At 48.7% G+C, this 21,075-nt stretch carries 25 protein-coding genes; 14 read left to right on the forward strand and 11 right to left on the reverse strand.

The annotated features are described in order from the left end of the window. The first annotated feature begins 11 nt into the window (after positions 1-11). From AZ602_RS03585 to AZ602_RS03595, 3 genes are all read left to right on the forward strand, one after another. The gene (locus AZ602_RS03585; protein WP_103033867.1) at positions 12-746 is read left to right on the forward strand and encodes an adenosylcobinamide-GDP ribazoletransferase; all 735 of its coding nucleotides are present in this window, start codon (positions 12-14) and stop codon (positions 744-746) included. Positions 747-817: 71 nt separating this feature from the next. Beyond that, the gene (locus AZ602_RS03590; RefSeq protein WP_103033746.1) at positions 818-1,099 is read left to right on the forward strand and encodes a hypothetical protein; all 282 of its coding nucleotides are present in this window, start codon (positions 818-820) and stop codon (positions 1,097-1,099) included. A gap of 1 nt (position 1,100) precedes the next feature. Next, a complete protein-coding gene (locus AZ602_RS03595; RefSeq protein ID WP_158245112.1) occupies positions 1,101-1,436 on the forward strand; it encodes a type II toxin-antitoxin system RelE/ParE family toxin in 336 nt (111 codons plus the stop codon). Here AZ602_RS03595 and AZ602_RS03600 read toward each other — a convergent pair. Next, on the reverse strand, positions 1,423-2,310 hold the full coding sequence (locus AZ602_RS03600) for a LysR family transcriptional regulator (RefSeq protein ID WP_103033868.1): 888 nt from the start codon (positions 2,308-2,310) through the stop codon (positions 1,423-1,425). The genes AZ602_RS03595 and AZ602_RS03600 overlap by 14 nt on opposite strands. 221 nt (positions 2,311-2,531) lie before the next feature. Here AZ602_RS03600 and AZ602_RS03605 point away from each other — a divergent pair, with 221 nt between their 5' ends. Further along, positions 2,532-3,164, forward strand: coding sequence for a WG repeat-containing protein (locus AZ602_RS03605; RefSeq protein ID WP_158245113.1), 633 nt, complete (start codon positions 2,532-2,534; stop codon positions 3,162-3,164). Between the two features lie 138 nt (positions 3,165-3,302). Beyond that, a complete protein-coding gene (locus AZ602_RS03610; RefSeq protein ID WP_103033869.1) occupies positions 3,303-3,935 on the forward strand; it encodes a DedA family protein in 633 nt (210 codons plus the stop codon). Between the two features lie 102 nt (positions 3,936-4,037). Here AZ602_RS03610 and AZ602_RS03615 read toward each other — a convergent pair whose 3' ends face one another. Further along, complete coding sequence (locus AZ602_RS03615; protein WP_103033749.1) at positions 4,038-4,412, reverse strand: outer membrane protein assembly factor BamE; 375 nt, start codon at positions 4,410-4,412, stop codon at positions 4,038-4,040. Positions 4,413-4,717: 305 nt separating this feature from the next. Here AZ602_RS03615 and fur point away from each other — a divergent pair, with 305 nt between their 5' ends. After that, complete coding sequence (gene fur / locus AZ602_RS03620; protein WP_103033750.1) at positions 4,718-5,152, forward strand: ferric iron uptake transcriptional regulator; 435 nt, start codon at positions 4,718-4,720, stop codon at positions 5,150-5,152. Between the two features lie 102 nt (positions 5,153-5,254). Here the strand turns inward: fur and AZ602_RS03625 are convergent, their stop codons facing one another. Continuing rightward, positions 5,255-6,307, reverse strand: a complete 1,053-nt coding sequence (locus tag AZ602_RS03625; protein ID WP_103033751.1) for a type IV pilus twitching motility protein PilT — start codon at positions 6,305-6,307, stop codon at positions 5,255-5,257. A 185-nt stretch (positions 6,308-6,492) separates the two neighbouring features. On the opposite strand from AZ602_RS03625, the gene AZ602_RS03630 reads away from it, so the two are divergent. The 3 genes from AZ602_RS03630 to AZ602_RS03640 all read left to right on the forward strand — a co-directional run bounded on the left by AZ602_RS03630 (position 6,493) and on the right by AZ602_RS03640 (position 9,147). Next, positions 6,493-7,179 (forward strand): YggS family pyridoxal phosphate-dependent enzyme, encoded by a 687-nt coding sequence (locus AZ602_RS03630; RefSeq protein WP_103033752.1) that lies wholly within the window; start codon positions 6,493-6,495, stop codon positions 7,177-7,179. Positions 7,180-7,290: 111 nt separating this feature from the next. Continuing rightward, on the forward strand, positions 7,291-8,517 hold the full coding sequence (locus tag AZ602_RS03635; RefSeq protein ID WP_103033753.1) for an NnrS family protein: 1,227 nt from the start codon (positions 7,291-7,293) through the stop codon (positions 8,515-8,517). Positions 8,518-8,598: 81 nt separating this feature from the next. After that, the gene (locus tag AZ602_RS03640; RefSeq protein ID WP_103033754.1) at positions 8,599-9,147 is read left to right on the forward strand and encodes a hypothetical protein; all 549 of its coding nucleotides are present in this window, start codon (positions 8,599-8,601) and stop codon (positions 9,145-9,147) included. Between the two features lie 112 nt (positions 9,148-9,259). Here the strand turns inward: AZ602_RS03640 and AZ602_RS03645 are convergent, their stop codons facing one another. Continuing rightward, on the reverse strand, positions 9,260-10,948 hold the full coding sequence (locus tag AZ602_RS03645) for an NAD+ synthase (protein WP_103033755.1): 1,689 nt from the start codon (positions 10,946-10,948) through the stop codon (positions 9,260-9,262). Positions 10,949-11,174: 226 nt separating this feature from the next. On the opposite strand from AZ602_RS03645, the gene AZ602_RS03650 reads away from it, so the two are divergent. Then, on the forward strand, positions 11,175-11,462 hold the full coding sequence (locus AZ602_RS03650; protein ID WP_103033756.1) for a hypothetical protein: 288 nt from the start codon (positions 11,175-11,177) through the stop codon (positions 11,460-11,462). Positions 11,463-11,557: 95 nt separating this feature from the next. Here the strand turns inward: AZ602_RS03650 and AZ602_RS03655 are convergent, their stop codons facing one another. Continuing rightward, positions 11,558-11,914, reverse strand: coding sequence for a cell division protein ZapA (locus tag AZ602_RS03655; RefSeq protein WP_103033757.1), 357 nt, complete (start codon positions 11,912-11,914; stop codon positions 11,558-11,560). Positions 11,915-11,981: 67 nt separating this feature from the next. After that, the gene (locus tag AZ602_RS03660) at positions 11,982-12,341 is read right to left on the reverse strand and encodes a hypothetical protein (RefSeq protein WP_078317798.1); all 360 of its coding nucleotides are present in this window, start codon (positions 12,339-12,341) and stop codon (positions 11,982-11,984) included. A gap of 221 nt (positions 12,342-12,562) precedes the next feature. Between AZ602_RS03660 and AZ602_RS03665 the strand changes: the two genes are divergently transcribed. Then, positions 12,563-13,201 carry a UPF0149 family protein gene (locus AZ602_RS03665; protein ID WP_103033758.1) on the forward strand — a complete coding sequence of 213 codons (639 nt, stop codon included), beginning with the start codon at positions 12,563-12,565 and terminating at the stop codon, positions 13,199-13,201. A gap of 8 nt (positions 13,202-13,209) precedes the next feature. Then, positions 13,210-14,184 (forward strand): bifunctional riboflavin kinase/FAD synthetase, encoded by a 975-nt coding sequence (gene ribF / locus AZ602_RS03670; RefSeq protein ID WP_103033759.1) that lies wholly within the window; start codon positions 13,210-13,212, stop codon positions 14,182-14,184. A gap of 70 nt (positions 14,185-14,254) precedes the next feature. Here ribF and trmB read toward each other — a convergent pair whose 3' ends face one another. Next, a complete protein-coding gene (trmB, locus tag AZ602_RS03675; RefSeq protein ID WP_103033760.1) occupies positions 14,255-15,058 on the reverse strand; it encodes a tRNA (guanosine(46)-N7)-methyltransferase TrmB in 804 nt (267 codons plus the stop codon). A 180-nt stretch (positions 15,059-15,238) separates the two neighbouring features. On the opposite strand from trmB, the gene AZ602_RS03680 reads away from it, so the two are divergent. Continuing rightward, entirely contained in the window at positions 15,239-16,180 is a 942-nt protein-coding gene (locus AZ602_RS03680; protein ID WP_103033870.1) for a DUF2628 domain-containing protein, read from the forward strand. Between the two features lie 3 nt (positions 16,181-16,183). Next, the gene (locus AZ602_RS03685) at positions 16,184-16,915 is read left to right on the forward strand and encodes a TraX family protein (protein ID WP_103033761.1); all 732 of its coding nucleotides are present in this window, start codon (positions 16,184-16,186) and stop codon (positions 16,913-16,915) included. A 65-nt stretch (positions 16,916-16,980) separates the two neighbouring features. Here the strand turns inward: AZ602_RS03685 and AZ602_RS03690 are convergent, their stop codons facing one another. The 4 genes from AZ602_RS03690 to AZ602_RS03705 form a co-directional block, all read right to left on the reverse strand. After that, positions 16,981-19,281 carry a primosomal protein N' gene (locus AZ602_RS03690; protein WP_103033762.1) on the reverse strand — a complete coding sequence of 767 codons (2,301 nt, stop codon included), beginning with the start codon at positions 19,279-19,281 and terminating at the stop codon, positions 16,981-16,983. Between the two features lie 42 nt (positions 19,282-19,323). Further along, positions 19,324-20,229, reverse strand: a complete 906-nt coding sequence (locus AZ602_RS03695; RefSeq protein WP_103033763.1) for a Dyp-type peroxidase — start codon at positions 20,227-20,229, stop codon at positions 19,324-19,326. Positions 20,230-20,399: 170 nt separating this feature from the next. Beyond that, on the reverse strand, positions 20,400-20,780 hold the full coding sequence (locus tag AZ602_RS03700) for a RidA family protein (protein WP_103033764.1): 381 nt from the start codon (positions 20,778-20,780) through the stop codon (positions 20,400-20,402). A 62-nt stretch (positions 20,781-20,842) separates the two neighbouring features. Then, positions 20,843-21,022: a hypothetical protein gene (locus tag AZ602_RS03705; RefSeq protein WP_078317806.1), complete on the reverse strand. Its 180-nt coding sequence runs from the start codon at positions 21,020-21,022 to the stop codon at positions 20,843-20,845. Positions 21,023-21,075 lie beyond the last annotated feature (53 nt).

The raw sequence follows: 21,075 nt of genomic DNA on the forward strand, positions 1-21,075 counted from the left end.
ATCATAAAATCATCATGCCTTTTTTAATCGCCGTGCAGTTTATGACCACGATTCCGATTAAATTACCCTGCCTGCCAAGCCGTGAACAAAACGCCTTATCCATGCTATTTTACCCTGTCATTGGCCTGATGATTGGCGGTGTATTGTGGCTTGTGGCAGGCTATATTCAGCTGCCGATTATGCTGTTATCTTGTGTCATCATGGTGGTGTGGGTGTGGCTGACAGGCGGATTGCACTTGGATGGCTTGGCAGATACTGCCGATGCATGGGTTGGTGGTTTTGGTGATAGACAACGCACATTGACCATTATGAAAGACCCAAACACAGGGGCGATGGGCGTGATTGCCATTGTGCTGTGTCTGGCGCTCAAATGGGCGGCGGTGTACTGCCTGCTTGAGCTGGATGCTGTGTTGGCATTGTTGTTCGTACCGATGCTTGGCAGGATGTCGGCTTTGGCATTGTTTGCGACGACACCTTATGTTTGGCAGCATGGCTTGGGTTCGGCGTTGCAAGATGTGCCAAAATGCTTACTGTGGCTTGTCATGCTAAGCTTTGGGGCGGTTGTATTTGCATTGTCTTGGCAGGTGGCTGTGGTGATGATTGGTGTGTGGGCAGTGATGCTTATGTGGCTACGATGGCGATTTGTTGGGCGAATTGGCGGTATCACCGGCGATACAGTGGGGGCGAGCATTGAGATGGTGGAAGCGGCGATGCTGGTAGCTGTGGCGGCGGTGTGCAGTCATTGAGTGGTGATTTAAAGTATGTTATGATAAAACTACTTTTGACTACCCATGACTACCAAAGATAGGGAGTGACTATGGCAACTACTGTGCCAATTTCTCTAAAAATACATCCTGATATTAAACAGAGTCTGCAAGTGATTGCCAAAACTCAAAAACGCTCAGTGCATGGAATTTTGTGTGAGTTGGTTGAGAATTTTGTCAAAGAGCAACAGATGCAAGATGAGCATCAGGCATGGATTGAAGAGCAGGTTATGGCGGTGTATCAGCGTGTGCAACACGAAGGATGGCAAGGTACGCCATCGACACAAGTTCATGCCGATATAAGAGCCAAGATGAGACAATATGCAGGCGAGTGATATGAGTGATTATCACATCGAATACAGCCCAGAGTCGCAGCTGAATTTGGAGAAAATTGCTCAATATTATGTGGATGTGCTTGGTTATGAACAAGCGATGAACCTGATGGAGAGAATCTTTGTGGCGATTGATTCTCTGTCGTTTATGCCGATGCGTTGCCCAAAAGTGCATTGGCATAGCCACATTCATAAATTGGTGGTGCCAAGCCTGCCGTATGTGGCGTACTTTACCATTTCCCAAAATCCCATCAACAGAGTTGAAATCTTGCAAATTATGCACGGCTCAAAGTCTGATGCCAAGTTAATCGAACACTATCAAGGCTTCACGGCTTTTTGATCCCATCTAACAATCCTAAAAATCCCTTCATAAAATCCAACTGTCGATCATCAGTGCGAAACGCCGCATACAGCTGACAATACACGCCGCTGCCCAGTGGACGAGACACCACCCAGCCTTTACGCTCATATTCTGCCACGACCCAATCGGGCAGGGCCGCCACGCCACGCTCAGATGCCACCAGCTGAATCAGCATGGCGGTCAGCTCTGTGGTGCGAATATGTGCAGGTGCGATGCCGGCAGGGGCGAGAAATTTGGCAATGACATCAAGGCGACTTTCTTCGACAGGATAGGCAATCAAAGTCTGATCGCCAAGCATCTCAGCACTAATGGTATCTAGGCCTGCCAAGCGATGTGCAGGCGAGAGTACCAGACGGCTTTCATAAGTAAATAGCGGCTGATAGCTGATACCATCCATTGGCAAGTCACTGGCGGTGATCAATAGATCAATCTCATTATCAATCAGCATCTGATGTGGTTCAGGCTCAAATCCTGTGGCAAAATCCAATTCCACATCGCTGTACTGCTTACGATACACATTCAAAATCGGCATCAGCCAGTCAAAGCAGCTGTGGCACTCACTGGCCAGTCGCAGCCGTCCTGCCTGACCGTGAGCCAGTCTGCGGATGTCGGATTTGGTGCGTGCGACTTGCGGTAGAATATTATCCGCCAGCTGTAACATCAAAAGCCCTGCAGGCGTGAAACTGATGGGGCGAGTGCGACGATTCACCAGTGTGATGTCATAGAAGCTTTCAAGCTCTTTGAGCTGATGACTGATGGCAGATGCGGTGAGATTCATCTCTTCGGCAGTGGTGGCAAGCGAGCCGTGACGCTTGAGCGTGCTGAGCATTTGTAGATGTCGGATTTCGAGCATGGTCATTGATCTGCTGAAAATTTATACAATTATAGCATAAGTACGCATAAAGTGAATATTTTTTCATGCCTATCAGCCTAAAGTGAGTTTTATTCAGCTTTGGATGGCTTGCTAAGATATCATTGCAAAATCGCTTAAATTATGATGAAATTTGGCTGATTGACTATGATAAGGGTAGAAAAATGAAACAGTGGTTATTGTGCTTGAACTTAGGGCTGTCGATGTCTGCGATGGCGATGACAAATGACAGCCAGCAATGCGAGTTCTTGGTAGAAGGAGGTAATCCAATTGCCAATACACATTTGGGCTTTGCCGATGGCGTAGTTTCTCTTGAAGGCTGCGAAGAAGGATTGTTTGTCTTTTCTGATACCACATCACCACAAAGACAAGTTGGCTTTGTGGATAAATTTGGCAATAAGGTGATTGAGCTAAGCCCTGATATTGTCTTTGCTCGTCCCTTTAAAGATGGCGTGTCTATTGTAACATCACAAGATACAAAATATGGCTTGATCAATTCCAAAGGAGAATGGATACTCAAGCCTACTTACGATGGTATTTATGATTTTAAAAATGGTGTAGCCATCGCAATTAATAAAAAAGGTGATACTTTTGACCATGCTTTGATTGATACCACTGGGCGTGAAGTTATTGCCATGCAGTCGGCGAGTATTTATGAATTTGGTAATGCACCGATTGAGCAATATTTAATAACAAAATATGAAAATAATCACCTATATTCAGGATTGTATCATAAAGATGGCACGGTGCTGATCGCTATGGATAGGCAAACCATTTCTTATGATGAACAAACAGGCGAGATAACCGTTTGCCATTGGCAGCAAGACTGCCATTAAAACAATGACAAATTTGCCCAAATCAAATTTGATAATAAAAAATTACTTACAATCGAGCGGTTTTCTGCTAGGATAGGCACTATTTTTGGTGGTTTATCTACGCTTGATTGATATTGGTTGGCAGTTATGGATATTATTTTGCAAATGATTGATTTTATTTTAAATATTGATCAGCATTTGGCAGTGTTTTTGCACGATTATGGGATGTGGATTTATGGCATCTTATTTTTGATTATCTTTGTGGAGACGGGGTTTGTGGTGATGCCATTTTTGCCAGGGGACAGCTTGTTGTTCGCGGCAGGGGCGTTGGCGGCATTCACAGGTGCGCTCAATCCGGCTTTTTTGATCGTGCTTTTGTTTGTGGCGGCGGTGCTTGGTGATACGCTCAACTACCACATCGGCAAGTACATCGGGCCAAAAGTCTTTGACATTGAGTCAAAATGGATCAACAAACAGCACCTGATCAATACCCAAAAATTCTTTGCCAAGCATGGTGGCAAGACGATCATCTTTGCGCGCTTTATCCCGTTTGCGCGGACTTTTGCGCCGTTCGTGGCAGGCGCAGGCAGTATGGATTACAAGTATTTTTTAAGCTACAATGTCATCGGTGGCTTTTTGTGGATCGCCTCATTTGTGCTGCTCGGTTACTTTTTTGGCAATCAACCCGTCATCAAAGACAACTTCACCTATGTGATTTTTGGCATCATTGGCTTTAGCGTGCTGCCTGTGATTTTCTCATTCATCAAACAAAAACTCAAAAAAACCGCCTAAGCCATCAGCATTGCCAAGCCATTGAAAGTCATCACTTAGTCATTGGCCCATAAAAAAGCTGCACTAAATAAAGTGCAGCTTTTATGCCTAAAGATCAAAAGATCAATGGCGTGTGGCAGGCAGGCTGTCGCGGCCATCGATGCGCACCACTTGGCCTTGATTGTTAAAGTAAATGCTTAGGTACTGTGAGGCATTTTTGATGTTTGCTTTGTCTTTGCGCTTGCCATCGGTACCTGCGGTATAATCATAGATATAATCCCAGCGATTCGGAGCCAGTGTGTCTTTGAGTGCAGGCGAACCCAAAATATACAGCACCTGATTGGCACTCATGCCGACTTGCACTTGGGCAGCCTGTGCGGCGGTCAGTGGCGTGCCTTGAGGCAGATCGATGGTATAGACACGAAATGCGCTGCAGCCGCTTAAAGTCAGCACAGCAGCCATGCCCAAAGTCAGCAGGGATAAAGTTGGCTTTTTCATTGTATTTCCAATTTTTGTTTCAATTTAAGGGCTGATGATCTGATGGATGCCACCATATTAAACAAAGGTCGGCGATTATGCAAGCATCTTTTGGTTTTTGGTGGGATTTTTCGGCCATCATCGCCACCAAAGCATTGTGATTATCATCGTTGGCTGATTTGTGTGGTGGTTGTGTGATTATCAGGTGCAAGATGTCGGATTTTATGGTAAATTATCCTGCATGGATCATCATTGATGAATGTGCGCTCGTTGCGCGTTTTAGATTTTAATGAATTTGGTTGTTTAGTTGATTTTGGGGTTGTGATATGGCATTTACCAACAAAGATTTGCGTAAGGCGGGATTGAAAGTGACGCTGCCGCGCATCAAAATTTTAGAGCTTTTGGAAAGCGCTGAGAATCATCACATGAGCGCGGAGGATGTGTACCGTGCCTTGGCGGATCAGGGCGAAGATGTGGGCTTGGCGACGGTGTATCGCGTGCTGACACAGTTTGAGCAGGCAGGCATCGTTGAGCGTCATAATTTTGAGAATAACCTATCGGTGTTTGAGATCGTCCAAGATGAGCATCATGACCATCTGGTGTGTGATGTGTGCGGTAAGATCGTCGAGTTTCATAATGCCTTGATCGAAGAAGAGCAGTTTAAGGTCGCAGAAGCGCATAATTTTAAGCTGTCGGGTCATTCTCTGGTGCTGTATGGTGTCTGTGAGAGCCCAGATTGCCAAAAGTCATTGGGCGATTAAGCCTCGCTCATCACTGATGAAGTTACGACATCCTTGATCTGATCGGTAATGTGATCGATGCATCCACCATCCAAACCCAGCGTTTTGCTGGGTTTTTTGTGGCTAAAAGCGCAGATGATCAGCGTGCGCATTGGCCGTTTGGCTTGTGATCTTAGCTTGATGGATCAGCTTGCTTAGATGCTGATCTAGACTGATCATGCCTTGGCTTGCGCCCATTTGGATGATCGAGGGCAGCTGTGAGAGTTTGTTTTCTCGGATTAAATTGGCCACAGCTGGCGTGTTTTTTAGGATCTCAAACGCAGCAACGCGCCCGCCACCGACAGCAGGCAGCAGCCTTTGGGCGATGACGGCGGCGAGCGAATCGGCAAGTAAGGTACGGATCAGCTGCTTTTCGTGACCATCAAAGACATCGACGATGCGATCGATGCTTTTGGCCGCGCTGACGGTGTGCAGCGTCGCTAACACCAGATGACCTGTCTCGGCAGCGGTGAGTGCTAGGCGTATGGTCTCAAGATCGCGCAGCTCACCGACCAAAATCACATCAGGATCTTCACGCAGTGCTGAGCGTAGCGCTTGGCCAAAACCCATCGTCGAGCTGCCGACTTGACGCTGATTGATGAGTGACAGCTGACAGTGATGCTCAAACTCGATGGGATCTTCGATGGTTAAAATGTGTGATTTTTGGCTTTGATTGATGTGATCGATGAGGCTGGCAAGCGTCGTTGATTTGCCCGATCCTGTCGCGCCTGTCACCAGCACCAAGCCAGATCTGAGTTTGGTGATCTCGATCAGGCTTTGGCGCACAAACTCATCATCGATGAGTGTGGTTAACCTTGGCACCTGATCGGCGATGAGGCGAAACACCGCAGCCGCCCCTTGTGCTTGAAAAAACGCATTTACCCGAAAGCGACCACTGCTCTTCGTACTGATGACAAAATCATGCTCAAGTTTATTCTGCCACTGCTCAAAATCCACCTTTGACATGACCGATGAGAGCATCGCGCGGATCTGAGCATCTGTCATCACTGGCATATCCAGTACTGACAGCTCGCCATCGATACGCAGCATCACAGGCTTTTGGGCTGAGAGATGCAGATCGGAGGCGCCTTTGGCATGAGCAAAAGCCAATAGATCGCCTAAAGTTGGGGTATTCACAGGCAATGTTCCTTATGATTGATCTTGTTAAATTTGTTAGGCTATTAAAGCAAAACCCGTCTGATTTCACAAGTGCCATCACAAATTATGCTACAATGTTGATGGATGTGCGACATCATAGATGATGACGAGTTGACACATGGTTTTATTTAATCAAACAAGCCAAGCAAAATTTCGAGGTGTGTATGCATTGGGATAAATCTAAGCTGCTAAACAATTATCAACAAGTCCTACAAGCATTAGATGCCGCCAATCAAGCAGCCAATCGCCAATCGCCTGCTGGCCTTCTGGCGGTCTCAAAAACCAAACCTGCGACGATGATCCGAGCGCTGTACGAGGCAGGTCAGCAGGATTTTGGCGAAAATTACCTGCAAGAAGCATTGGATAAGATCGATGAGCTCAAAGATCTGCCGATCACTTGGCATTATATCGGCAGCATTCAGCGCAACAAAACCCGAGACATCGCCAAATATTTTGATTGGGTGCATACCATCGAGCGCGAGGTCATCGCCAAGCGCCTTAACGAGCAGCGAGCAGGGCTTTCGCCTTTGAATGTGCTGATTCAGGTGAATATCGATGATGAAGACAGTAAATCTGGCTGTCTGCCTGATGAGCTGCCATCACTGATCAGCTCGATGTTAGGCTATGAAAATCTGTGCTTGCGTGGGCTGATGGTGATTCCTGATAAGGCAGGTGGTGATGCCTTTGTGCGTACCAAAGCGTTGTTTGATGAGATGGCTGAACGGTTCAAGCTACCGCAGTGGGACAGTCTTAGCATGGGCATGAGTGGGGATATGGCGGAGGCTGTGGCAAATGGCTCAACCATGGTGCGTGTGGGAACGGCGATTTTTGGGGCGCGAGAGTACACATAACGACTGCATCAAGATGATTGGATGGCATATAAATTTTAATAGATATATTCTAAATATATGTTTATAATAGCAAGCTGAGTCAAGTCATCTTTTGAGCCAGTGAGATTGCTAATGCTAATCAATATCGCTAAACCCCAAAAATCCCCACATCCAGTGCTGAATCTGGGTTTTCGGCTATTTTTCTTGGGGGCGGCGCTCTTTGCCGTCATCACGATGGGGGTGTGGCATCTGTTGCTCACTGGACGAGTGCAGTTTTTGGCAGCACTAAACCCCATTTTTTGGCATGGGCATGAGATGCTGTTTGGCTATGGCTGCGCGGTGATCGCTGGATTTTTATTGACTGCGGTCAAGGCGTGGACAGGCGTGCCAATGCCTGTGGGCTGGCGATTGTTGGGTATTTTTATGCCTTGGCTGATCGCTCGAGTGCTGTGGTTTGGAGCTGGTGTCATGGGCGCTGATACGGGGCTGGTGGCGGCTTGGCTTTTTGATGTGCTGTTTTGGGCAGTGACGACTTTTGTGGTGACGCGTGCGGTGTGGCTGGCTCGCCAAAAGCGCCAAGCAGGCATCATCGCTAAGCTTATGCTGCTTTTGGTGTGTCAGCTTGGCTTTGGCGTTGGTATGATAAGCCATTATCAGGCGTGGATGAGTATGTCGCTGTATATCGCTTTATTTGTGATTGTCGGGGTGGTGTTGACGATTGGGCGGCGTGTGTTGCCGTTTTTTATCGAAAAAGGCGTGATGGTCGATCGTGATGGCAAGCCAACAGGCGAGCAGCTGTCACTGCCCAATGCCGTGTGGCGAGATCGGCTGAGTCTCATCAGTTTTGTCGGTGTGGCGATCGGTGTGATGCTGTCGCAGCCTCTGCTTTTGGCGGTGAGTGCGCTCGTGTGCGCAGGGGTCAATGCGTGGCGGCTGATTGGCTGGCATCATCGAGGCATTTGGCAAAAGCCGCTCTTATGGTCGCTGTATTTATCATTTTGGGGCTTGGTGGTGTCACTGCTGCTCTTGGCGTGGCTGCCGTGGACGACATATAGCCTAAGCCTGGGCGTGCATGCACTGGCACTGACTGCCATCGGGATGACGACGGTGGCGATGATGGCTCGGGTAAGTCTTGGGCATACGGGACGCAACATCCATGCACCGCCAAGGCTGACGACACTGATGTTTGGGCTGATGATCCTATGTGTGCTGACGCGTGTGTGTTTGCCGATGCTGATGGATGATTATCTACAAGCACTTGGCTACTCGCAGCTACTGTGGATGATGAGTTTTGTGCTATTTGTGATGGGCTTTGGGCGGATGCTGATGCAGTCGAGAGTCGATGGGCTGATGGGGTAGGATGAGTTGCAGAATGATTCGAATCTGTGTAATATTATGAAAAATAGATCTTTTGAATTTTAACAATTGACTCGAGTATTTATGAAGCGATTATTATTAAGCGCGTCTTTATTGATGGCGGTGCAAACTGCCAATGCAGCTGATTGGTCGCCAATCATTGATGGCTGGTATGGTAAGGGTTTTTGTTTTGAAGGCTCAACACAAGCCGAAAAAGCCATTATCGCCAGTGTGTCTGTTGATCGGACTGTTTCAGGACTCAGAAAAAGTGCAGCAAAAGGGCGTTATCCACAGGCGCCTTTGCCATATCGACTCGATATGCTGCCTGCTTACACGCAGCTGTTACCAGAGAATTGGGAATCAACAGGCTATGAATTAAGCAGCGACCAAAAAATCATCATTCCACTAAAAAATGCAACCTATCTGAACATCCCCATCAAAAGTTATGCTTTTGCTGATAGGGATGGTTTTACTTGGTATTCTGAATTTAATTTTGGACACTTGTCAAATGATCAAATCAAAAAATTAACCAGAACGCTGAATAAAAAACAGGATGATTGGGATACCACAACGCTTGATTGGAACTCAGATGGGGAGTTTTTGCTGTATTGCCATATTGTAAATGTCGGCTAAATAAGCTGCCAAGATAGACTCTAAGTCATTAAGATCCGATGTCTTAAGTAAATTATCATCAGTCTATAAAGCCCGCCCAATATGGCATTGAGCGGGCTTTAGAACTTGCCGATCAGCCTTTGATCGACCAGCCATTCACTAGAGGATAGCGGCGTTCGCGGCCAAAGGATTTTTTGGTGATCTTGGTGCCGATGGCGCCCTGACGACGCTTATACTCGGCGCGATCGACCATGCCCAGTACTTTCTCGACCGTCTCAGGGTCAAAACCTGCCGCGCAGATCGCCTTATAGCCCAGATCCTCATCGATGTACATGCGCAGGATGTTATCCAAAGTCTCGTAGTCGCCTAGGCTGTCTTGATCCTTTTGGTCAGGGCGCAGCTCAGCCGATGGCGCGCGCGTGATGACACGCTCAGGGATGACAGGATTGTCCTCTAGGCGGTTGCGGTAATTGGCTAGGCGATAGACATCGGTTTTATAGACATCTTTTAGCACATCAAAGCCGCCCACCATATCGCCGTACAAGGTGGCATAACCGACAGCATTTTCAGATTTGTTGCCGGTTGAGATGACCATGTGGCCAAATTTATTGGACAGCGCCATCAAGATGGTGCCGCGCGCACGGGCTTGTAGGTTCTCTTCGGTGGTGTCAGGTTCGCTGTTGGCGAACAATGGCGCCAATGCCGAGCGCAGGCCTGCCACCGCATCGAAAATCGGGCAAACGGTATAAGACACATTCAGGCGGGCTGCTTGAGCCTCGGCATCCTCAAGGCTAATCTGAGAGGTGTATTCATAAGGCATCATCACTGCATAGACGCGATCTGAGCCCAGAGCATCGACGGCAATGCACAGCGTCAGCGCACTGTCGATGCCGCCAGACAAGCCGACGATCACACCCTTAAAGCCTGAGCGATTGACATAGTCTCTAAGCCCCACCACCAGCGCTTGATACATTTCTGATTCTTCGGACAATACCAAAGGTGCTTTGGTTTGGGTGTCAAAGGATTTGCTTTGGATGTCAAACTGCGCGATCATCAGCTGATTTAAAAAGCGCGAGCCTTCGTGTGCCACGCTGCCATCGGCTTGCATCACTAATGAGCCGCCATCAAAGACGATGTCATCTTGGGCGCCGACGGTATTAACATAGATGATCGGCAGTGCATGCGTGGCGGATTGTTTGGCCAAAAGTGCCTTGCGCGCGGCTTGCTTGCCGATCTCAAACGGTGAGGCATTGATGACCACCACCAGATCAGCACCTTCATCTTTGAGTGCTTTGATGGGCGCGTCGTGCCAAATGTCTTCACAAATCAAAAGGCCGATGGTTGCACCTTTATAATCGAACAAAACCTGATTGCGACCTTTTTGGAAATAGCGACGCTCATCAAAGATGCCATAATTTGGCAAAACCTGCTTATGATAAAAGCCTTTTTGGCTGCCGCCTTGGAGGATGGCTGCTGAGTTAAAAGTGCCGTGATGGTCGATGTGTGGATAACCCAAGATGATGACGATGCCCTCAATCTCAGCAAGCTTCGCCATCGCAGTGCGTACGCGCTCGCCCAAGGTGGGGCGCAGCAGCAGATCTTCAGGCGGATAACCGACCAAAGCAAGTTCTGGAAAAATCACAATATCAGCACCGCGATTTTTGGCATCGATGGCAAGTGCATGCATTTTTTTGACATTGCCTGCAATATCACCCACCCAAAAATTGGTTTGAATCATCGCAAAAGTGATCTTATTTGCGGTGCCATTGACGGTGTGAAAACTGGTTTCGGCGCCTGTGGCGTCAGTTTTGGTTTTTGGCATTGTTGTATCCTTTTAAGTAGAACACCGCTGCATCATGCTCGGTGTTTTATAATCATTTGGCAGTGACATCTTGTCGTCGCGCAGCATAAAAAATTGTTTGGCAAAAGCTGCCAAAAGCACGGTTTGATAAATCAGACAAACCCGATATTAGTATAGCATAAAGTGCTTGATTTTGTGGTATAGTAATGCTGAGTTTGTAAGAATTTGTTCAGTCTAAGGGTTTGTTATGTTTGCTTTTATTTTAAATATCTTAATCATCGCTGTGGTGATGTGGTTGTTTTTTAAATTCATGTACCCAAAGCCGCCCAAAGCCTTTTATCCAAAGCCTGAGGATGATATCACCATGCGCCGCTGCCATCACTGTGGTCACGAGCTTGCCACCTATCGCGGTTTGTTGTTCCACGAAAATCAAAGCAATGAGAGATTTTTTTGTAATGATGAGCATCTGACAAGCTACGCATCGGCGCATCCTGAAGAGGCCTTGCCAGTCGATGATGAGCAAAAGCGATCGTAATATTTGGCTAACTTTCATCCATCAAAAAAGCAGGCCATCAACCTGCTTTCATGTCCAAAGCGGATCTGATCAAGCTTAGCTTAAGCAGCAAGCCATCACAGCATAGAGCGCGCTTGGTTATTGATCTTATCGATCATGGCAGCGATCTGTTTCTTTTCTGACTCAAGGGCTTCATTATGTCTGCTCAGTGCCTGCACTTGGTCGTACAAATCTAAGCAAACCAACACCAAAAATTCTTCATTGCTTGGTGTCTTGTGCTTGATGTCACGGCGCAGATCACGGATTTTTTGGTTGATGAATTCAGCGCCTTGCTCTAGGTTTTTGATTTCATCGACAGGGCAGACGATGCGATGTGGCGTACCTGCGATGCTGATATCGATGGGACGAAATTCTTCTTTGGCGATGATCGCAGATGCTTGCACGGTTTGATCTTGGGTGGTTTCTTGGCTCATGGGATTTCCTTGATAATCTGAATGAATAAAACGCGATGCGCTGAGTTAGGCGCAAAAGACGATGGCATCAATTTGGACGATCGATCTTTGACAGCCAGTCGCGGATCACTTCAGCGCGTGAAATGGCCAAGGCATTTTTGTCTTTTAGGTCTTGATTTTGGGAAATGAGTGTTTGGTTTTGTTGGTACAGATCCTCAACTTGCTGCTCTAGCGCGACTTGGGTCTGCTGCATGCTGTCGATGCGATCGTGGTAAGTCTCAATGTCTAATAGCGCTTGATTCAGCTTGGTTTGTAGGGCATTGATTTGTTTTGGGCTGTCGTCATTGGCGACGCGCTGCTTGAGGTTGGCAAGTTCGGTGGCCGTCACCGCGTACTGTTTTTTCATGGCGATGATGGTCTGCTCTAGGGCTTGTAATTGCGCTAACATAAAATATCCTGAAGTCAAATAAAATTTAGCTAATCTTATCTTAACATGGCTTTTGGGTCTGTTGTCAAAATTTTTGTAAAAAATTTATAAATTTGGCAAACTTGTCCTAAGCCAACAACATTTGATGGCAAGTCATCGATCGCGCTTGGCATCTTGGCTTGGCATCTTAGAATGGATGTGTGGTATAATAGCTGGTTTTTAAACGGTTAAAAAGGCAAAATATGGCGACGGATCATTTATCGGGTTGGGATGATTGGACAGCAGCGTTCAGCGATTGGACGGATGTCTCCATCAGTGAACTGCATGGGATCATGTCAGGCATCATGACGGCGTGTCACGCCACCGATGTCGATGGCTGGGCGCAGATTCTTGAAGAGCTGAGCTTTGAGCTGCCGAATGAGGTGGCGCTTGAACTGTTAACTGAATATGCTGAGGATGTCAGTTTCGCGCTCAAAGACAAAGACGATGCTTATGGCTATGAGCCGCTGGTGCCTGATGATGAGCATGAGCTGTATGAACGCGTCCTTGCGCTCAAAGATTGGGCGGGCGGCTACATCACAGGCGTGGGTGTGACGCAGATTGGCTTAACTTCTGAAGAAAATGAGCTGATGCGCACGCTGATGGAGATCGCCGCGATCCGCCTAGATGATGAAGAAAGCTTGGAGGGCGGCGAGGAAATGTGGCTGCAGCTATTTGAGTTTGCGCGGATGGTGCCTGTCAGCTTGGCGACCAGATCGCGTAAGCATGTCAAGGATCTGGCGCTGCTTAAGGGTCTGGCACCCGATGCCAAAACAGCGCAAGAGATCGCGGCAGCCAAGCTTAGCGTGCCTGTCGTCGATGCGATGGCAAAGAAACAATAAGTCTGGCCATGCAAATCATATCATTAGACATTCATGCGCTGCCCACACTGCCACCGCTGGCACTGACGATCGGCAACTACGATGGCGTGCATTTGGGGCATCAGGCGCTGCTATCGGCACTGATCGATGATGCTAGCAGCATGTCTTTGGCTTCGGCGGTGATGGTGTTCGAGCCGCAGCCTAGAGAGTTTTTTAGCCCACAAAACCCACCACCGAGGCTAACTAGCCTGCCAGAAAAAGCCGCGCAGATCGCCAAGCTTGGCATTGATTATCTATTGGTGGCAAGCTTTGATGAGGCGTTTCGTTCATTATCAGCGCAGGATTTTGTTCAATTATTAAACAATTTAACCGTCCGTCATCTGGTGCTGGGCGATGATTTTCGCTTTGGCCATGATCGAACAGGGGATCAGGCGTTTTTGTTGCAGTCGGGCTTGTCAGTGGATAATCTGCACAGTGTTGTCGCTGCAGGCGTGCGCATCAGCTCATCACTGGTGCGCAAGGCTTTGGCAGACGGTGATCTGGATCGTGCAAAAGTGCTGCTTGGCCGAGACTACGCCATCACAGGTGAGGTGCTGCATGGCGATAAAATCGGCCGCACGCTTGATTTTCCCACAGCCAATGTCGCTTTATCGCGCCAAAAACCTGCCTTGCACGGTGTACTGGCTGCTGATGTCATCGCATATCGAGATGGCCAAAAGATCGACTGGCAAGCGTTGGGTACAGGCGGCGTGGCAGGTCTGAGTGCTGGCAGTTTATTTGGGGCGGCAAGTATCGGCCTGCGCCCGAGTGTCAATGGCACAGATTGGCGGCTTGAGGTACATTTACCTGAATTTTCAGGGGATCTGTATGGCGTGACCTTGCAGGTGATTTTTCGGCATTTTTTACATGGCGAGCGTCATTATGACAGTCTGGCAGCTTTAAAATCAGGCATCGAACAGGATGTGCAGTCGCTGCTGGATTGGCGAGATGGCCAGATGATCTAGCAGCTCATCAAAAAGCCAAGCTGTGATACTTGGCTTTTTTTACTGGGGTGAATCGGCGATCCTAGGCACATTATGCCTTGATATAAATCAAATCCCATACGCCATGACCATGAGTGATGCCACGCTGTTCAAATTTGGTCAATGGGCGATAGTCAGGACGTGGTGCAAAATTCCCCACGCCATGTGGATTGGTCAAGGTTGGCATGGTGTCAAGCACTTCTAGCATCCAAAAAGCATAATGCTCCCAATCGGTCGCTGCATGGAATTTGCCACCTGTGTTCAGCACGCGCACGACTTTATCCATGCGGTCATGGGTGACGAAGCGGCGTTTATAATGACGCTTTTTTTGCCATGGATCAGGGAAATATAATTGCACGGTATCTAGATGATTATCAGGCAGATTATCCAGTAGGGCGATGGCATCACCGTTGATGACTTTAAGGTTAGTTAAGCCCATCTCATCTGCTAGTAGTGCTAAGCGGCCGATGCCTGGCTCATGCACTTCGATGCCGATGAAGTTGGTCTGTGGGGCGTTTTTTGCCATCTCAAGCAGACTATCACCCATCCCAAAGCCGATCTCAAGGGTAAGCGGTGCATCACTGCCATTTGGCGTATTGGCGAATAACGCACGCAAATCGGTGATCTGGCTGACATCGCCAAGTTTACCAAGCTCGCCTGTGCTATTGACATAAATATGCCCAAGACTGCCATCCACCAGCACTTGTTCGACCTGCTGGCTCATGTGGGTACGGCGTTTCATAAAGGTATTGATTTTGCGAAACTGCTCAGGTGTCTGTGCAAGCTTGGCAAGTCGTGTGCTGATTTCGTCGGTATCGATGACAGGGCTGTCTGCTTGGGCGGTTGAATTTGTCATAAAAGGGCGTAAAATGTTAGCTTAAAAAATAGCCGTCATTATAATGTGTTTTGTGATTTTGAACAAGCGGACAAACTTGTCTGCGATGCAATCGGCTGTTGCTGTTTTGCGTTCGTCTGTTCTGATTTTTATTTTTTTGCCAAATTTGCCAAGCCAAGCCAAATTAAGTTAAGCCAAGTTATGTTTCGTTTACCGTTTTTAGAAGATACCACGCCACCGCCATTTTATCAGGCGACCATCAGTGCTGCCAAGCGTCGCAAGCTTGATCAGTGGTTTATCGGTCATCGTTCGCAGGCGTATTATTTGAAGCGATTTGATGAATTTGATCGGACAGGCAAGCTACACGCGCGTTGGCATTGGGCGGCGTTTTTTATGACTTTTGGGTGGCTTTTGTATCGCAAACGCTACTTGGACTGTGTGGTGTATTGTGTCGCGGGTTGGTCATTTATCAAGGTGAATATTGCCATCATCTTGGCGGTGAGTGAGTTTGTACTGATTGGGCATCTGCCTGATGCTTGGCAGGTGATGGCTCGTGTGGGTATTGGGCTCCTGGTATGGCTATTTTGGGCGGGCATGGTGGCAAGATGGGCGGATGCGTATTATTATCGCATGGCTCGGCGTGAGATCGCTGATGCGCTAGAGCTGTACCCTGATGATGACGAAGCACAGCGGGCACATCTACAGCACGAAGGCGGAGTGAGCTTGGTGGGCTTGTCGGTGGCGTTTGTGATTTTTGGGATTTTGTTGTCGGTGATTGCGACGGTGTTTGTGCCGATGTATGCCAAGCACCAAGAGCAACAAGTCCTGCATGAAGTCTATACCGAAGCCAGTGCCATCGCCAAGCAGGTCGATGTGGTGATGGCAAGCACAGGACAATGTCCCACCGACCGTCAAGTCACAAGTAGCACGCATCGAGCCGAGATTCACATCACTAAGGCGCCAGCTGGCATACACACTGACTGTGCGGTGGTGGCAAGGATTACAGGGGTGTATTATCCGATTCGCTATCTGAATGGGCGGACGCTGACGATTTATCACGACAAAAGCAGTGACGGCACTGTGCTGTGGCGATGCCAGTCGTCTTTATCCAAGAAACAATCACCAAAGCATTGTTTGGACTAGCCGATGATCAAAGCAAATACATTGACGACTTATCACCTAAAACTCATCACGCTTGTGGCGATGGTGATTGACCATGTGGCATGGGCGTGGGTGGACACCTACAGCATCACTGGTGAGCTGATGCACGCCATCGGGCGTCTGGTCGCACCGATGATGGCGTATTTTTTGGCAATGGGTATCGCAAGCACTCGAAATGCAGGGCGTTATCTTGGGCGGCTATTTGGCTTTGCTGTGATGTCACAGCCTGTGTTTATGTGGTTTCAGTACCAAATTGGTATGGTGGATACCATCGGTGATGTCATGTGGGGCAATGTGCTATTTACGCTGACTGTCAGTTTGGCGGTGTTGATGGTGTGGCGACAAGCGTGGCCGATGGCGACCAAGATGATGGCTGTGATCGGCTTATGCTTGGTGGCGGATCTGAGCGAATACGGTATGGCGATGGTACTGTGGGCGATAATATTCGATCGCTTGCGACTGCACAAAGCACAGATGCTGATGGTATATGTGCTTAGCCTGCCCATTGCCTATATACTGATTTATGGCATCAATGCCACGGTGGGGCTGGGCGTGATGCATTTTGGGTGGTTGTTGGCGGTGCCGCTGATTGCTTTACATCACGGCGTACAGGGGCGAGCGATACCCTTATGGTTTGGTGGCCGATATTTCTTTTATGGCTTTTATCCTGTGCATTTGGCACTGATTGCGGTGATGGTGTGGGTGCTTGGCGTTTGATTATTTATTAATTGACCCTCCAAATTCTTGGGCGGTTTGCTCAATGCTTAAACCAAAAAATACACTCACCAGCCCATCGGATCGACATCAATACTCATCCGTACCGCCTTGGTGCTAGGCAGTGCCTGCACTTCTCCCCACCAAGTATCCAAAAAACTGTGCAAGCTTGGTCTGTGCTTGGCAAGAATGAGCATCTGCACCTGATAGCGGTTGTTTTTCTTGGTCATCGGTGCATCGGCGACATTGATGGCAAAGGGGTGATTGGCAGGGATAAGCTGTCTTGCCTGTACGATGGCATCTTTGGCACGCGCATAATGACTGCTCTCGGCACGAATCAGTACGGCATGGCTAAATGGTGGCAAGCCAAGCATTTGGCGTTCGGTGAGTAGCTGATGAGCAAAGGCATGATAACCATCACACATGAGCGAGCTGAGTAGCGGGCTGTCTGGCTGTAGCGTCTGTATCAGCACCAGTCCGGATTTTTCGGCACGACCTGCACGACCTGCCACCTGAATGATCCGCTGTGCGGTATGCTCAGGCGAGCGAAAATCAGGCGATAAAAAACCCAAATCAGCATTGGCAATCACCACCAGTGTGACATTGGGGAAATGATGCCCTTTGGCAATCATTTGAGTGCCGACGAGTATCGCAGGTGCGCCTGTGTTGATTTGTCTGGTGATGGTATTCCATGCGTCCTTTTTACGCATGGTGTCACGGTCAATCTGCAGGATGGGATACACTGTTTGGCTCACCTGCGGATTGGCAAATAGGGCGTGCAGATGCTCGACCAGTCGAGTCGTACCTGTGCCGACGCTGTCGAGATTGGCGCTATGGCAGTCAGGGCAGTGACTTGGCATCGGTGTGATATAGCCACAGTGATGACAGCGTAGGGTGCTATACATCGGCTGTAAGTTATTTTTGTGCACGGTCAAATGCGCATCGCAGTTGGGGCAGTCTGCTTGATGACCACAGGCAGAGCAGATGAGTATCGGTGCATAGCCACGACGATTGAGAAAGACCAACACTTGCTCACCTTTATCCAGTCGTGCTCGTATCTCACGCACCGTCACAGGGGAGAGCGTGCTGTCACCGCTTTTGCCATCGGTGTGCATGGTGTGCTGTGTGCCCAGTCGCATATCGACAAGCTGGTATCTCACCGCTTTGGCATCCCCTGCACGGCGAGTGAGCATCAGACGGTGCAATTTACCATCTTGGACAAGCTTCATCTGCTCAAGGCTTGGTGTCGCTGTCCCAAGCATCACCACAATCTTGGCAAACATCGCTCGTACCATCGCCACATCACAGGCGTGATAGCGTAGATGGTCTTGTTGTTTATACGATGTGTCATGCGCTTCATCGATGATGATCAGACCGAGTTGATCAAAGGGATACAGCACGCTTGAGCGCGTACCGATGATAATCTGAGCTGCGCCAGTTTGGCAGTCATGCCAACCGATGAGTCGCTCGCCATCGGTGAGATTGGAGTGCAGTACGCAGATATTGGCATCGAAGCGATCGCCAAAGCGTGCACGAGTCTGTGGTGTCAGCCCAATCTCAGGCACGAGTATCAGCACCTGCTTGCCTTGGGCCAGCGTATGCGCCATCGCTTGCAGATAGACTTCGGTTTTGCCCGAGCCTGTCACGCCATCGAGTAGGAATGCCTGATATTGACCGCCATCACAGGCATCGGTGATGGCATCGAGTGCCTGTGTCTGCTCGTCATTGAGCGTGAGCGCAGGGTGCTTGAGTGTCGCAGGACTGGGTATCGGTGGCTGTGGTAGAGTGTCAAACGGCTCAATCAGCCCCTTATCCTGTAGTGTCGTCAGTACCTGCCGAGTTGCCCCAAGACTCATCAGAGTTGTCTGACTGATGCCATCAGGATGCTCTATGAGCGTCTGTAATATTGCTCGCTGTTTCTTGGCGGTCTTTGGCAGGCGAGCGATGATGTCATCAGCCGTAGCGGTTGATGCACCATCAGATAGGACGGCTCGATAATGGCGGATCGGCTGCGTGATGGCTTTGCCTTGGTTGATGAGTGTCGGTAGCATCACGCTATACACATCACCCAGTGGATGATGATAGTAGTGCGATAGCCACTTGGCGAGTCGTACCAGCGCATCATCAATGATGGGCGTATCATCAATCATCTGCTCAATCGGCTTTAGCTTGGCTATCGGCACTTGGCTATCAGTGCGGCCAATCAGCCCGACCACGATGCCGATGAGCAGACGACGACCAAAAGGCACAACCACCCGCACGCCCACCTGTGGCAGGGGCAGATGCCTTGGGCACAGATAATCAAAAAAATCCCCCACAGGCACCGCCAAAGCGACTTGGGCTAAGCTGTCATGGTGCAAGTGGGGCATGGTATTTCCCTATGATGGGTAACAGATGGCAGGCAGATGAGCTTAGAGCGCCGACAAGCGCTCAACCGATGGCGCATAATAATACGCCCCTGATACGGCGGTGCTGACATGCTTGAGCAGTAGGTCGATTTTACCATCAGTTTCGCCAAACATCGATAACAGCTGTGCCTCGATATTCCATAGGCGCGCTGCATAAGCAATGTACATCAGGCCATGCTCGCCAGTGACAGTGCCAAAAGGCAGGCTGCGACGGACGACTTCCAGTGTTTTGCCATCTTCTTTTAGGTTCGTGCGACCCAGATGCGAATCAGCCAAGCGTTTGGCTTTATCAAACTCGATATTGTCATCTTTGGAGCGACCGACGCAGTTTTCTTGATCACGAATATCAAGCGCGTCCCACTTTTTGAGATCATGGCGGTATTTTTGTAGCATCACATAGCTGCCACCAGCATCCATGCCATCAGCGATGGCGGCGACTGCTGGCACATTGTCGCCTTGGGGATTTTCGGTGCCATCGACGAAGCCCTCAAGCCCGCGATTATCCACCCAGCGAAAGCCATGCGTCTCAGTCTTGATCGTAGCGATGTCATCAAAAATGGCCACCAATTCTTTGGCTAGGCTAAAATTAATGTCATGGCGCATTGACTGAATATGAAACAGCAGATCATGCTGTGTGGCAGGGGCAAGTCCGCCACCAAGCGGACGAAATGGCTTGATTTGACTGCCCTCACCCTCTTTGGCAAATCTCGCCCATGCATCTGCCCCAAAGCCGATGGTCAGACCCAAAGATTCTCCAGGGAATTTGGTCTGTAATTGATCCAAGGCAGTGAGCGCATCACGGCAAGCAGCGGCGATGGCTTGGGTGTCATTAGTACAAAAATCAGCTTCCATAAAAATACCAGCGCGGCAATGATCTGGAATGATGGCGGACTGTGGTGTGGCTGTCATGTGTTATCCTAGTAAAATCAAGGTGTGTGAAAGTCAGTTTGAAAATTACACTAAATTGGTTATTATAACAAATTTTTGGCGATCCAAAAAGCGGATAAGCCCTTAGAGCATAACGCATTAAGGGCTTAATTAAGAGCTTATCATCGATCTGGCGGCTTTGTTATGCCAAGTTATGCCAACTGCAAAATCGCCTCAATCTCAACCACACCACCTTTTGGCAGGGCAGCGACCTGTACAGCGGCGCGGGCAGGATAAGGGGCGCTTAGACGCTCTTCAAAGACCGTGTTTAGTAGCGCAAAATCCGCCAAATCTGTCAATGAGACATTGAATTTGACCGTGTCATTTAGGCTACCACCTGCAGCTTTGGCGATGGCCTCTAGATTGTCAAATGCTTGGCGAGCTTGAGCATCAAAGCCTTCTTTAAGCTGCATCGTCGCAGGATCTAGACCCAGCTGACCTGAGATATAGACAGTATTACCGACTTTGATGGCCTGTGAATAAGTGCCGACTGCGGCAGGGGCATTATCGGTATGAATGACTTGTTTGCTCATTTTATAACTCTTTTAGATCAGTTAATTTATTAGTAAAATACCAAAACCTCATCAGCGCGCGATCACGCCTGCTTGGTGCGAAAATAGGCGCACAGCTTATCAAACAAGCTCATCGCCTCACCAGTATAAATGGTATTGGCAGGGGCGACATTGTCGGCAGTTTTTGGCAGAATGTTCGGTTCGACTTTGCCCAGAAAATGCGCAGCGTCTTTTTGGCTATTTAGATCAATTTTACAGCACATAATCAAAAGCTCCCATGCGGATAATATGAGTTATAATAAAACAAATAGGCGAC

It is taken from the genome of Moraxella sp. RCAD0137, from assembly GCF_002894025.1.
GTDB lineage: Bacteria > Pseudomonadota > Gammaproteobacteria > Pseudomonadales > Moraxellaceae > Moraxella > Moraxella porci.

Excerpts from the sequence above, each read along its gene's own strand:
- AZ602_RS03590 (WP_103033746.1), top strand. The coding sequence starts at position 818 with ATGGCAACTACTGTGCCAATTTCTCTAAAAATACATCCTGATATTAAA.
- AZ602_RS03595 (WP_158245112.1), top strand. The coding sequence starts at position 1,101 with ATGAGTGATTATCACATCGAATACAGCCCAGAGTCGCAGCTGAATTTG.
- AZ602_RS03600 (WP_103033868.1), bottom strand. The coding sequence starts at position 2,310 with ATGCTCGAAATCCGACATCTACAAATGCTCAGCACGCTCAAGCGTCAC.
- AZ602_RS03605 (WP_158245113.1), top strand. The coding sequence starts at position 2,532 with ATGTCTGCGATGGCGATGACAAATGACAGCCAGCAATGCGAGTTCTTG.
- AZ602_RS03615 (WP_103033749.1), bottom strand. The coding sequence starts at position 4,412 with ATGAAAAAGCCAACTTTATCCCTGCTGACTTTGGGCATGGCTGCTGTG.
- fur (WP_103033750.1), top strand. The coding sequence starts at position 4,718 with ATGGCATTTACCAACAAAGATTTGCGTAAGGCGGGATTGAAAGTGACG.
- AZ602_RS03630 (WP_103033752.1), top strand. The coding sequence starts at position 6,493 with ATGCATTGGGATAAATCTAAGCTGCTAAACAATTATCAACAAGTCCTA.
- AZ602_RS03635 (WP_103033753.1), top strand. The coding sequence starts at position 7,291 with ATGCTAATCAATATCGCTAAACCCCAAAAATCCCCACATCCAGTGCTG.
- AZ602_RS03640 (WP_103033754.1), top strand. The coding sequence starts at position 8,599 with ATGAAGCGATTATTATTAAGCGCGTCTTTATTGATGGCGGTGCAAACT.
- AZ602_RS03645 (WP_103033755.1), bottom strand. The coding sequence starts at position 10,948 with ATGCCAAAAACCAAAACTGACGCCACAGGCGCCGAAACCAGTTTTCAC.
- AZ602_RS03650 (WP_103033756.1), top strand. The coding sequence starts at position 11,175 with ATGTTTGCTTTTATTTTAAATATCTTAATCATCGCTGTGGTGATGTGG.
- AZ602_RS03655 (WP_103033757.1), bottom strand. The coding sequence starts at position 11,914 with ATGAGCCAAGAAACCACCCAAGATCAAACCGTGCAAGCATCTGCGATC.
- AZ602_RS03660 (WP_078317798.1), bottom strand. The coding sequence starts at position 12,341 with ATGTTAGCGCAATTACAAGCCCTAGAGCAGACCATCATCGCCATGAAA.
- AZ602_RS03665 (WP_103033758.1), top strand. The coding sequence starts at position 12,563 with ATGGCGACGGATCATTTATCGGGTTGGGATGATTGGACAGCAGCGTTC.
- ribF (WP_103033759.1), top strand. The coding sequence starts at position 13,210 with ATGCAAATCATATCATTAGACATTCATGCGCTGCCCACACTGCCACCG.
- trmB (WP_103033760.1), bottom strand. The coding sequence starts at position 15,058 with ATGACAAATTCAACCGCCCAAGCAGACAGCCCTGTCATCGATACCGAC.
- AZ602_RS03680 (WP_103033870.1), top strand. The coding sequence starts at position 15,239 with ATGTTTCGTTTACCGTTTTTAGAAGATACCACGCCACCGCCATTTTAT.
- AZ602_RS03685 (WP_103033761.1), top strand. The coding sequence starts at position 16,184 with ATGATCAAAGCAAATACATTGACGACTTATCACCTAAAACTCATCACG.
- AZ602_RS03690 (WP_103033762.1), bottom strand. The coding sequence starts at position 19,281 with ATGCCCCACTTGCACCATGACAGCTTAGCCCAAGTCGCTTTGGCGGTG.
- AZ602_RS03695 (WP_103033763.1), bottom strand. The coding sequence starts at position 20,229 with ATGACAGCCACACCACAGTCCGCCATCATTCCAGATCATTGCCGCGCT.
- AZ602_RS03700 (WP_103033764.1), bottom strand. The coding sequence starts at position 20,780 with ATGAGCAAACAAGTCATTCATACCGATAATGCCCCTGCCGCAGTCGGC.
- AZ602_RS03705 (WP_078317806.1), bottom strand. The coding sequence starts at position 21,022 with ATGTGCTGTAAAATTGATCTAAATAGCCAAAAAGACGCTGCGCATTTT.